Source organism: Chamaesiphon sp. OTE_75_metabat_556, assembly GCF_031378165.1.
Taxonomy (GTDB): Bacteria; Cyanobacteriota; Cyanobacteriia; order Cyanobacteriales; family Chamaesiphonaceae; genus Chamaesiphon.
Map to the genome: position 1 here is coordinate 1 of NZ_JANNDR010000481.1, position 10880 is coordinate 10880.

Here is a 10880-nt window from a genome sequence, read left to right on the forward strand (position 1 = left end):
GTTTAACACTATCATACTCATCGCGATTAGCATCTTTAAATCCTGGGGGTGTTAAATCTACGCTACCTATCAAGCTACCTAATGTGGGCATCTGCCCATTTAGGATAGAGGTAATTGCGCTTGCATCTAATTTAAGATTACCAAGGCTTCCTTGACCACAGTTGAATATCGGCTTTTGTTCTGTTGTAGAAAGATTGAAGGTGTAATCATACTTACAGGTAGTAGAAGCAGATTCTGTTATAGTTTTTTCTGGAGATATTATCCGCATCTCCATTTTAACTCCATCTGGAACTTTAACTCCCACCCATTTTTTACAGCCAACCTGACCAAATGTAGGCAATAAACATTCACCAAACACCTTTTTTTTGCATCCAGTTTGACCCATCAAGGGGATAGAACATTCTTGTCTTGTCTTAAATTGAGGAATTGGAACACGTTCTTTTACTTCAGGAATTGTTACTTTCCAAGTATGTTTAGCCTTAACCCTTAAAACAAAAGAAATGGTATTGCTAATTACGTCATATTCGAGCTTCTCAATATTGTTCTCACCATCATTACCTATCCTTACTTGATTGATAGTAGATAGCATACTATTTGATTTTGATTGCCATTGACTGGCAATTGAATCTAATTTGGGAATACAATTTATGATCTTCTGATCGACAGGATGAAGTAGATCTATCTTTTCAGGCTTTCTTATCATCGGATCTTTAGCACAAGCTTCAAGATTGTATGCCTGTGCTTGCTGAGATAATCCTGCAACAGTAAAAATACTGAATGAAGATACAATTAAAGATTTAGTAACAATAGCTAACACCAAGCATGATTTTTTCATGAAAAACACTTCAAGTTTTGAAAATAAATTTGTTTCTGAAGTCTACTCGAACCCGATCAATTTGTCAGTATGAAAAAGTAACAAAAAGTAAGTAATTATCTTCTGAGAATATTAAATAATGTAAATTATCTGCGATGCAGCTTATATGCTACATCGGTCGATCGAGATATACTGCTTCTATCTCAATACCAACTTCGCAGAGCGATCGCAGGTAAATGACCGGACAAGAAGCTCTCAGAATTATCGATCGATTGCTGGAACAGCATCAACGCGGATCGCTCAAAACGATCCAAGCAGCGATCGTGTCGGCAGTCTGGAAAGGTAATTCTTATCAGCAGATCGGGAGAGAACTGGGTTATGAGCCGGAATATATCAAACAGGCGGCATCGCATTTGTGGCAATTGCTCTCGACAATCGTCGGCCAAAAAGTTTCTAAAAGTAATCTCTGCTCGATCCTTCAGCGTTACCAAACATCTTTAACGATTACCAATTGGGGTGATGCGATCGATGTTTCCCACTTCTACGGTAGAGAAACTAATTTACAAACACTGCACGATTGGATCTTGGATAGTCGTTGTCGGGTGGTGGGGATATTTGGATGGGGTGGGATTGGGAAGACGGCTCTTTCGGTGAAACTGGCGCGACAGTTAGAGTCTCAGTTTGAATATGCGATCTGGCGGAGTTTGCGACAGGCGATCTCACCGAATGATTTGCTGGATGAAATTTTACCGATTTTGGTTGGTGCTGAGGTACAGGAGAGTTCGATCGATCTTTTAATGCAGCAATTGCGCCAAAAACGCTGTCTGTTAGTGTTTGATAATGTCGAGTCAATTTTGCAATCTGGCGATCGCCATGGCTGCTACTTGGCGGGTTATGAAGGCTATGGGGAGATTTTTCAGCGGGTCAGTGACGAAAGCCATCAGAGTTGTCTGGTAATCACTAGTAGGGAAAAACCTCATGGTGTGACTGTGCGGGAAGGTACACATTTGCCGGTCAGATCGCTGCAACTCTCTGGACTCACGGCTGTTGATGCCCACCATATTTTAATCGACAAAGGCTTGGCATCGCCAACCCTCGATCGAGAACATCTGATCGAGTATGTTTTTGGTAATCCCCTCGCGCTCAAGCTAGTCGCGACAACAGTTCAAAACCTCTTTGGTGGTGATATTCAGGCATTTTTAGCCGCAGGTACGGGAGTATTTAGCAGTCTTCAGGATTTGTTGGGGCAACAGTTCGACAGGTTTTCACCGCTGCAACAGCAGGTGATGTACTGGTTGGCAATTAATCGCGAAGGTGTGACTCCGGCGCGATTGCAAGCAGAATTTTTGCCAGCGACAACGCTACCGATTTTATTAGCAGCTCTCGAAGCACTACACGATCGATCCTCGATCGAAACTACCGAGCGGGGCTTGACACAACAACCCGTGATTATGGAGTATGTCACCCAACGGTTTATTCAACAGATCGAGCGAGAAATTATTATGGGAGAATTGGAGCTATTTAGCACCCATGCTCTCATCGAAGCGCACACTAAAGATTACCTGCGGGATGCCCAAATTCAACTAATTTTACAGCCTTTAATCGATCGATTGTTGGCGCACTTTCCGACTCAATTTCATCTCGAACGGCACCTTAACAAGATCTTGACTAGCCTACGCCAGCAAACCGACAAGATTGCTGGTTATGCGGCGGGAAATCTGCTCAATTTATTTTGTCACCTGAAAACCGATCTCCAAGGTTTTAATTTTTCGCACCTAGCGATTCGTCAGGCATACCTGCGGAATGCCACCCTACACGATGTCGATTTTACGAGCAGCCACATCAGTCAAACCGCTTTTGCCGAAACCTTTGGCGGTGTAGTGGGGATTGCTTTTAGTCCCGATGGCAAATATTTAGCCACTAGCGATACCAAAGGCGATATTCAGATTTGGGGTGCTCTGACATTCACAAAATACGTTAATTGTCAAGGGCATCAACACTGGACTTGGGCGATCGATTTTAGTCCCGACGGGCAATATCTCGCCAGTGCTAGCGACGACCATCAGGTGAAATTGTGGAATGTCGCCACGGGTGAATGTTTGCGGACATATACCGGACACACTTTTTCAGTTAAGGCGGTCATGTTTAGTCCTGACGGACAAATTATTGCCAGTTCGTCACAAGATGGTACGATTCGTCTCTGGCGGACGTTTCCAAATAATTCCCGTCCCGAAATCCAGACTTTATCAGGACATCAGGGTCGAGTCTGGTCGATCGCCTTTAGCCCCGATGGTAACACGCTAGTTAGTGGTGGTGAAGATCTGACGATGCGACTGTGGGATCTCGCTACGGGTTTATGTTTGGTTGATTGGCAAGCTCATACCGCTTGGGTGCGGTTTGTCGCCTTTAGCCCTGATGGTAGATCGATTGCGAGTGGTAGCTACGATCGATCGATTAAAATTTGGGATGTCGCCAAGCAAAATCCCCAACTTCTCCAAGGAGTTGGGGATTTGAAGTTGGGGATTTGTACCCACACATTAACCGGACACCAACAACCCATCAGCGCGATCGCATTTAGTCCAGACGGTCAACAATTAGTTAGCTGTAGTTTCGATAAAACGATTAAACTTTGGGATGTTCATAGTGGTAGATGTCTAAAAACTCTACTCGGACATCGCAACCGAATCTGGACTATTGCTGTTCATCCCAATGGTCGCCAAATCGCTACTGGTGGCGATGACAACCATACTAAAATCTGGGATCTCAAACGGGGACGTTGTCTCAATACAATCGTCGGACACACTAATGCAATTTTATCCGTTAATTTAAATCATTATGGCGATCGATTAGCTAGTGGGAATGAAGATAATACGATTAGAGTTTGGGATGTCAATAGTGGTAAAATAACCCAAACTTTGCGCGAACATACCAATCGCGTTTGGTCGGTAAACTTCAGTCCAGACGATCGATTATTGGCTAGCGGTAGTGCTGACTATACTATCAAATTATGGGATTGGCGATCGGGCAATTGTCTACAAACATTACGAGGACATCATAGCTGGGTCTGGTGGGTGCTGTTTAGTCCAGATGGTCGGACATTAGCAAGTAGTAGCTACGACCAAACGGTGAAGATCTGGAATATTGATACTGGAGAGTGTTTGAGAACGCTCTCAGAACATCAAAGCCCAGTAGTTTGTGTCGATTTTAGTCCCGACGGCAAACTGTTAGCAAGTTGTGAATTTGCAGGTAAGATTAAACTCTGGAACACGCGATCGGGTGAATGTGTTAGAAATATCAGCGAGCATAAAAATAGTGTCTGGTCGGTTACATTTAGTGCCGATGGTCAGTGGTTAGTCAGTTCGAGTTACGATCGAACTATCAAACTTTGGTCAGTAGCAACAGGTGAATGTTTACAAACCTTTGTCGGCCATCAAGAGCCAATTCTGAGAGCAAAGTTTAGCACTGAATGTCGATCGATCGTTAGTGTTGGAGTCGATCGAACTGTCAAAATATGGGATATTAAAAGTGGAAAATGTCTCGAAACCCTCACAGGTCATCGTGGTTTAATCTATACTCTAGATGTCGGGAATATTCGATTGCCAGAAGGGCAATCGCCCAAATCTCTCGCTTTTACTGGTAGTTTGGATGAAACTATTAAAGTTTGGGATCTAGCAGCCGCCAAATGTCTCGCCACTTGGAAACCCCGCCGCCCTTACGAAGGAATGCAGATCGATAAAATAACAGGATTAACTAACTCACAAAAAGCCACTCTCCAGGCTTTAGGATCCACCACGAATAGGTTGAGTTGAGCGACTGGCAAAACCTCAAGTGTCTAACATTGCTAGTTTAAGCTCGAATTAAAGCATTACTACGAGATCGCCGACTTCTCGCAGAAGTCGGCGATCTGTGACTCGCCAACACCCGCCCGATCGTTACAAACTATTACGAGTTCGCTCAGAAACTAGTGATAATGCCGGAAAATGTTTGCGGAAGGTATCAGAGATCGTGATTAGCTTATCGGTAATATAAGCGAACGCAATCTACCTCAGTCCCTATGGCTCTGAGGCAATTAATATCAGTCTGGTCACAAACTTTTTTGGAGTACACCCACGATGAGTATCGTCACCAAAGCGATCGTCAATGCAGATGCTGAAGCTCGCTACCTGAGCCCAGGCGAATTAGATCGGATCAAGAACTTCGTCACTTCTGGCGAACGTCGTCTCCGCATCGCTCAAACCTTAACTGACTCGCGCGAGCGTCTAGTCAAAGGTGCTGGCGACAAATTGTTCCAACAACGTCCTGATGTTGTTTCCCCAGGTGGAAACGCTTACGGCGAAGAAATGACTGCAACTTGCTTGCGCGACCTCGACTACTACCTCCGGTTGATCACTTACGGTGTAGTTGCTGGTGATGTTACTCCGATCGAAGAAATTGGTGTAGTTGGCGTGCGTGAAATGTACAGATCTTTAGGCACTCCTATCGACGCTGTCGCTGGTGGCGTCCGTGCGATGAAAGATGCTGCTGCTTCAATGATGTCTGGTGAAGACGCTGCTGAAGCTGGTGCTTACTTCGACTATCTAATCGGTGCAATGAGCTAGTTCCGAACTAGTTAATTGACGACTTACGATTATAATTTCGCAACATAAGCAACAAGAGACTAGATAAGGAATTTAGGAACATGCAAGACGCAATTACTTCTGTTATCAATTCATCCGACGTTCAAGGTAAGTACCTTGACTCTTCCTCGTTAGACAAGCTCAAAGCTTACTTCGGTACTGGCGAACTTCGCGTTCGTGCGGCTGGTACGATCAGTGCTAACGCAGCCACCATCGTTAAAGAAGCTGTAGCTAAATCCTTGTTGTACTCGGATATCACTCGTCCAGGTGGTAACATGTACACCACTCGTCGTTATGCTGCTTGCATCCGCGACTTAGACTACTACCTCCGTTATGCTACCTACGCAATGCTAGCTGGCGACCCTTCCATCTTGGATGAGCGCGTACTCAACGGTTTGAAAGAAACTTACAACTCATTAGGAGTACCTGTTGCTGCTACTGTTCAAGCAATCCAAGCCATCAAAGAAGTTACCGCTAGTTTAGTTGGTGCTGATGCTGGTAAAGAAATGGGTGTTTACTTAGACTACATCTGTTCTGGCTTGAGCTAGTCAGTTAAGTTAACTAACTTGTCACTGAGTAGATCGTAAGATCGAGTCTGGGAAGTCCGCTGTGAGTATTAGCTCTTCAACAGCTTATCTAGTCTAACTACGGTAAGTTTTGACGGTCTAGCATTAACAGCTGACTCCCAGACTTTGATGTATTTAGCCATTTAGAGCTTGCACGATCTCATTACATTAGTAAAGTATTGCGATCGACGCCCGATCTATCCACACTGAATACAGCATCAGCGACCGAAAAGTGCGAAAATTAGTATAGTTTATCCAAAATATAATAATAGGAGAACCATCGACATGCGGATGTTCAAAGTCACCGCCTGCGTTCCCAGCCAAACTCGCATCAGAACTCAGCGCGAATTACAAAATACTTATTTTACTAAATTAGTTCCCTACGATAGTTGGTTTCGCGAACAACAACGAATCATGAAAATGGGCGGTAAAATCATTAAAGTCCAATTAGCCACTGGTAAACAGGGTGCTAACACTGGCTTACTTTAAGTATTAGTAGCATCACTCAAAAAAAGAGGTCGGGTACCCGACCTCTTTTTTCGATCTTGAGTGTTGCGATCGAAATTTGAAATACTGCTAGCCAATTAACGGTGCGACTGTTTGCGCGATCGAGTTTTTTTGCTCCTCATCGTATCCCCACCGAGTCAAAAAGTCATTGTAAGAACCAGTCCCAGTGTGAATAGTATCGACTAATTCCCGACATAGCGTTTGAATCTGTGGCAGATTTAATTGTTGGACGATCTTAGTCGTTCGCATGGCTACGGTAGCTGAAGATGTCACCATCTCAGAGTCATTGCGCCGCTGATGATATAGTTGTTGCGCGGTGGACATCGCGATATTTTTGACGAGTAAATCGGCAGCGATCTCTGGATGTGCGTGTAGAGCGGCAACAATCTCTGATCGCGGCTCGTCACAAATCGGATCTGGGGAAGTCAGATAAGTCACAAAAAAGCCTCTGGCACCATTGGCTGTCTGGACTAACGCCGCGACAAAATCCTGAATTTGAAGAGATGTCAGCTCATTAGTTTTGAGCTGACTCAAGAATGATTGGGTCAGTTCGATCGCTTCATCGAATTTGATATGATTAGGAACGGAGAGAAGAGATGCAGGCATAATAAAATTATTTGATAGTTGAGAATCGATCGCGAGATCCCGATCCGATTGCCGGATCGATCTTTAGAGTTATGGAGAATGAGAGTCTAAAACCGCGCATCGTTGTGTGCGATGCCAACAATTAAGACACTCTTTAATTATGTATTATCACCCAAAATCGATATGAATCTAGAGCGCGATCCTAATTCTCAACGCAAAAAGTTTGGTAGCTGGATTTTAGCTGGGACTGTCTCACTGGGGGCGTTATTATGTTTGGTGGGGATAGCAATTTTCTTGACTTCCTGTAGTCCCGATTTGCCCAGCGAGGCTAGCAGTCGGATTTTCAACAAAGTATCGATCGAGTATATTGGCGAATATAAAATTCCCAACTATTTGCGGGTTAAAGAAACCTTAGTCGGTGGCTTGTCAGGACTGACTTACGATCGCCAACGCGATCGCTTTTATGTGATTTCTGACGATCGGGGCGACCAATCGCCAGCGAGATTTTACACACTCAAGCTCGATCTCGACACCAAAAATCCCCAACAGGTCAAATTCAATAAAGTCGATGTCACCGACGTGACGGTGCTCAAAAATGCCGATGGGCAACGCTATCCCCCAAAGGAAACCGATACCGAAGCGATTGCGATTACCGCTGAATCATCTGTTTATATTTCTAGTGAAGGCGATCGCACCAAAAATATTCTCCCATTTCTGAACGAATTCGATCTCAAAACTGGCAAAGTCAAACAAAGCTTGCCAATTCCGACTCGTTATCTGCCTGATACTGAAGGCAAACGCGGCTTTCAAAATAATCTTGCGTTTGAAGGGATTACCCTCAGCCCTACCGGAACGCTTCCCGCTAGTGGCGAACCATTACGTCTCTTTGCTGCGACAGAATCAGCCTTAAGCCAAGATAAAGAAGTCACCAAAGTCGGTGAAAATGGGAAGATTCCTGGTGCCAAAAATCGCTGGTTGCATTACTTATTGAGCAACCGACCCGAAATTATTAGCGAACATCTCTATCAGCTAGATTCTCCCCCTTTAGGTGCGATCGAGCATGGCTTATCCGAAATCCAAGCGATCGATACTAGCGGCCATTTTCTGACTCTCGAACGCTCCTTTGGCTTGACTGGCTTCCGTGTCAAAATATTCCAGGCGACGATGGCTGGAGCTACCGATACTAGCAAAATTGCCAGATTCAAAGGTAACACGACCATTCAACCCATCAAAAAAGAACTCGCTTTCGATCTCAAGAAATTAGATATCTATATCGACAATCTTGAAGGGATGGCTTTAGGTCGGCGGCTGCCGGATGGGAGTCAAACGCTGCTGTTAGTTAGCGATAATAATTTCAACAGTCGTCAAATCACCCAGTTTTTACTATTTAAATTCAAGCAGAGCTAAGTCTCAAAAGTTGGGTAGAGCTGGGGCACAACCCCACCCGCAGCTCGCACAGATCGGGTTTGGTGTCAGTTAGCAATCAAACAACTGCTAGCTAATTTTGCCATTACCGATCGACTCGCAACCGACTTAATTATCTTGAATTAAATGGATGTGCTTGTAACCGAGATCGATCATCAAGACATCACCTTCCTTCAAACCCAACCCTTTGGTATAATCAGAGCCAATTAATAACAGACTTAATTGTCTTGAATTAAATGAATGTGCTTGTAACCGAGCTTGATCGTAAACACATCACCTTCCTTTAAACCCATCCCTTTGGTATAGGACGAGCCAATTAGTAGCTGACCATTTTTATGCACGGTAGCTTTATAGGTCGCAACCTTGCCGCGACTGTCTCTACTAGACTCGTCTAATTTGACGCCCTTGGCTGACAGTACCGCATCATAAAACCCAGACAAATCGGTGCGAGCACCGCCCGATTTGGAAGTTTTTACATAGCCGCATTGTTTGGCAGTTTCTCGCTTGGCCAGATGGGACAGTTCTTTGATTCTTTGGAGTAAAGCCTTACCTGTGAGCGGGGTTTCAGTGTCAACGACTTCAGTTGATACCTCGACTTTTGCAGCTACTTTTACCGATTTTTCTGCTTTCACGGCTGGGGTAGCCTTCTTGGTTTCAGGATTTTTAAGACCTTTGGGAGCAGATTCTACTTTAGTTTTAGCCATAATCAAATTAGCTGGATGTCAATTTCATTATGCACTTAATAATTGCTAAAATTACGATCTATCCTAAAAATATTTTAATTATCTAAAATTTTGGTCAGCGCAAAAAGGCTAGCTTACTCACGATCGATCGGTGAGATTTGTGGTCGGGTCATGAATTGCCAAAGCTGCTTCTAAGCTGTTTGCCAATTTGTTCGCAATTCCTTCAATCCAAGCTTCGTCTTGTTTGGTATAGCTGCGCGGTGCATTTGCACCCAAAATCATCACGCCACCATTACCTACTGGCTGACAAATTACGCCTTGAGTATTTGCGGGTAAGTAATCAAACTCAATTCTGCCGGGATAAATCTTGGTATTGACTAGATAAATCGCTTTTTGCTTGGTTAAAACTCGATCGAGGATCGCCCCAGGTGTCACTGTTGCCTGCGACGCTAAAATTCCCCGGCGGAGCAATACTTGCCCTTGGTAATAAACGACGATCGATCGGGTAACGGTATTGGTGAGTAATAGATGGGATGCCCACGCCAATTCTATTTTGAGGGCATCTGGTAACGTTGGCAACAGTTCAAAGCCTTCTGTTCCCTCTAAACTTACACTGTCGGGCTGCCTGGGTTGAACTTGTTGCCATAACAATCCCGTCAGGATTAACACTGCTGTCAAAATTACCCCGACAGCATCCGATCGCGCCTGTGAGTTGGTCAGTTCTGGGGTCAGCACCCGATTCAACATCAGGAGCGTTCCCGCGATGCTCCCAGCCACAATCGGCACTAGTCGCACGATCCGATTATTATCTACTGTCATCTCGATCGCTACTCCCAACCGTAGATTTTACCAGTTCAAATAGACTAAAATGGCAGTGTTAACACAAACTAAAATCAGGGTGAGCAACGCCCACCCTAAAGCCTAAAGCCTAGAGTTCATCAGGCTCGATAATCCGTTGAAACAAATAACCTGTCCCTCTGGCGGTCAGAATCAATTCGGGATTGCTGGGATCTTCTTCCAACTTGGCTCGAAGTCTGGAAATGTGGACATCCACAACTCTAGTATCAACATGCCGTTCAGGAGTGTAACCCCAAACTTCTTGGAGAATTTCCGAGCGCGAGAAGGCTTCACCCGATCGACTCACGAGCAGTTCGAGCAAGCTAAATTCCATCCCCGTCAACCGAATCCGTTCATCGCATTTATAAACTTGACGCTTATTGGTGTCGATTTTGATCGTGGCAATCTGGATCACTCCAGAACTAGGAATCCCGTTGAGTCCATTTTTATCCACCCGTCGCAAGACCGAGCGAATTCGCGCTTCCAATTCTTTGGGAGAGAATGGTTTGACGACATAGTCATCCGCGCCCAATTCCAATCCAGTGATCCGATCGGCGACATCACCCAACGCCGTCAGCATGATAATCGGGACATCAGACTCTTTGCGTAGCTCCTGACAAACCCCATAGCCATCGAGCTTGGGCATCATCACATCGAGCACGACCAGATCGGGGCAGGTTTCGCGAAAAGTTTCGAGTGCTTCTTCCCCGTCAGCCGCTGTAACTACGTCATAGCCAATCATGGAGAGGCGAGTTTCTAAAATGCGACGGATGCTAGCCTCATCATCAACGACCAGAATAGTTTCCTTATGATTTTCCAAGCTTATCAAAGCTCCTATCGTATAGTG

At 44.8% G+C, this 10880-nt stretch carries 11 protein-coding genes; 5 read left to right on the top strand and 6 right to left on the bottom strand.

Annotation, left to right across the window (positions count from 1 at the left end):
• On the bottom strand, positions 1-835 hold an 835-nt coding region (locus RMO27_RS19395; protein ID WP_309735604.1), incomplete at its 3' end, for a hypothetical protein.
• 215 nt (positions 836-1050) lie between these two features.
• On the opposite strand from RMO27_RS19395, the gene RMO27_RS19400 reads away from it, so the two are divergent.
• From RMO27_RS19400 to RMO27_RS19415, 4 genes are all read left to right on the top strand, one after another.
• On the top strand, positions 1051-4623 hold the full coding sequence (locus RMO27_RS19400; protein WP_309735605.1) for an NB-ARC domain-containing protein: 3573 nt from the start codon (positions 1051-1053) through the stop codon (positions 4621-4623).
• A 303-nt stretch (positions 4624-4926) separates the two neighbouring features.
• The gene (gene apcA, locus RMO27_RS19405) at positions 4927-5412 is read left to right on the top strand and encodes an allophycocyanin subunit alpha (protein WP_295621512.1); all 486 of its coding nucleotides are present in this window, start codon (positions 4927-4929) and stop codon (positions 5410-5412) included.
• A gap of 80 nt (positions 5413-5492) precedes the next feature.
• Positions 5493-5978, top strand: coding sequence for an allophycocyanin subunit beta (apcB, locus tag RMO27_RS19410; protein ID WP_015160896.1), 486 nt, complete (start codon positions 5493-5495; stop codon positions 5976-5978).
• Between the two features lie 303 nt (positions 5979-6281).
• The gene (locus tag RMO27_RS19415; protein ID WP_106302456.1) at positions 6282-6485 is read left to right on the top strand and encodes a phycobilisome linker polypeptide; all 204 of its coding nucleotides are present in this window, start codon (positions 6282-6284) and stop codon (positions 6483-6485) included.
• An 87-nt stretch (positions 6486-6572) separates the two neighbouring features.
• On the opposite strand, the gene RMO27_RS19420 is transcribed toward RMO27_RS19415, so the two are convergent.
• Complete coding sequence (locus RMO27_RS19420) at positions 6573-7109, bottom strand: hypothetical protein (protein WP_309735612.1); 537 nt, start codon at positions 7107-7109, stop codon at positions 6573-6575.
• A 111-nt stretch (positions 7110-7220) separates the two neighbouring features.
• On the opposite strand from RMO27_RS19420, the gene RMO27_RS19425 reads away from it, so the two are divergent.
• Positions 7221-8495 (top strand): esterase-like activity of phytase family protein, encoded by a 1275-nt coding sequence (locus RMO27_RS19425; protein WP_309735615.1) that lies wholly within the window; start codon positions 7221-7223, stop codon positions 8493-8495.
• A gap of 126 nt (positions 8496-8621) precedes the next feature.
• On the opposite strand, the gene RMO27_RS19430 is transcribed toward RMO27_RS19425, so the two are convergent.
• The 4 genes from RMO27_RS19430 to rpaB form a co-directional block, all read right to left on the bottom strand.
• On the bottom strand, positions 8622-8729 hold the full coding sequence (locus RMO27_RS19430) for an AbrB-like transcriptional regulator (protein ID WP_396133764.1): 108 nt from the start codon (positions 8727-8729) through the stop codon (positions 8622-8624).
• A 2-nt stretch (positions 8730-8731) separates the two neighbouring features.
• Positions 8732-9043, bottom strand: a complete 312-nt coding sequence (locus RMO27_RS19435) for an AbrB family transcriptional regulator (RefSeq protein ID WP_309735618.1) — start codon at positions 9041-9043, stop codon at positions 8732-8734.
• A 291-nt stretch (positions 9044-9334) separates the two neighbouring features.
• The gene (locus tag RMO27_RS19440; RefSeq protein ID WP_309735616.1) at positions 9335-10015 is read right to left on the bottom strand and encodes a cofactor assembly of complex C subunit B; all 681 of its coding nucleotides are present in this window, start codon (positions 10013-10015) and stop codon (positions 9335-9337) included.
• 109 nt (positions 10016-10124) lie between these two features.
• A complete protein-coding gene (rpaB, locus tag RMO27_RS19445; RefSeq protein ID WP_309735620.1) occupies positions 10125-10853 on the bottom strand; it encodes a response regulator transcription factor RpaB in 729 nt (242 codons plus the stop codon).
• Positions 10854-10880: the final 27 nt, after the last annotated feature.